The organism is Finegoldia magna (assembly GCF_018371055.1).
Classification (GTDB): Bacteria; Bacillota; Clostridia; order Tissierellales; family Peptoniphilaceae; genus Finegoldia; species Finegoldia magna_I.
In genome coordinates, this window is sequence record NZ_JAGYZD010000361.1 from 1 (window position 1) to 1159 (window position 1159).

Annotated in this window: 1 protein-coding gene; it reads left to right on the forward strand. The window is 38.1% G+C overall.

The genetic code is table 11. From position 1 onward, the window contains the following. On the forward strand, window positions 1–1039 hold a 1039-nt coding region (locus tag KHW44_RS09880; RefSeq protein ID WP_304068968.1), incomplete at its 5' end, for a YjiH family protein. Between the last annotated feature and the right edge of the window lie 120 nt (window positions 1040–1159).

Sequence of the window (1159 nt, forward strand, 5' to 3'; positions counted from 1 at the left end):
GTTGAAGGACAAGCTTAACCTTGGGCCGTTTTTCGACATGATAGTTGCCGATGAATCTGCTACATTTATACTCAACGATTTGTTGACATCACTTGTAATTATTTTCGTAATAGCAAGCATGCTACTCCCACTGTTGCTTGATTTCGGTCTTTTGGAATTTATCGGTGCGATTTTCACAAAAATAATGCGCCCAGTGTTTTTGATTCCTGGACGTGCCGCAGTAGATTGCATCACAAGCTGGATTGGAGATGGAACTTTAGGGGTTATGCTTACGGCTAACCAATACGAATCAGGATATTATTCTGCCAAGGAAGCTGCGATTATTTCTACGAATTTCTCCGCAGTGTCCATAACATTCAGCCTTATCGTTTTGTCCCAAGTCGACATGGTAGATTATTTCGGAGTGTACTACCTTTTGGTGTGTCTTGTCGGAATTGTGTGTGCGATAATAATTCCAAGAATTCCACCATTGTCACTCAAAAAAGACGACTATGTAGTAGAATCAGCTCATGATAATGAAAATATATCAGAAAATTATTCTTCATCCGTCAAGTACGGGCTTGATTTGGCAATAAAAAGAGTTGAATCGCACAAAGGGATTGGAGAATTTTTGAAAAACGGATTGGAAAATGCATTCGGAATGTGGTTTTCGGTGATGCCGATTGTTATGATAATCGGAACGGCATCACTTGTACTTGCAAACAACACTCAAGTTTTTGAAATCCTTGGCAAGCCATTTTTGCCACTGTTGAATTTCTTGAAAGTTCCAGAAAGTTTGGAAGCTTCCAAGACAATGATTGTAGGTTTCAGCGACATGTTCACACCATCAATCATAGCTGCAAGCACAATTCAATCGCAAATGACCAAATTCATCGTAGCGACAATTTCCGTAACGCAATTAATCTACTTATCAGAAGTCGGTGGACTAATCCTCGCATCGTCAATTCCTGTAAATTTATTCGAATTGTTCGTAATTTTTATCGAACGAACAATAATCTCACTTTTGATAGTAGTCCCAATCGCACATTTGTTGTTTTAAATAAACAAAACCAGAGAATGATGACCTGAACCCGTAAACACGGAATAATTTAATAATATTTTAAGCGGAATGTAATCTGTACATGACAGGGGACATTCCGTTTAATTTTGTTTTAATTCT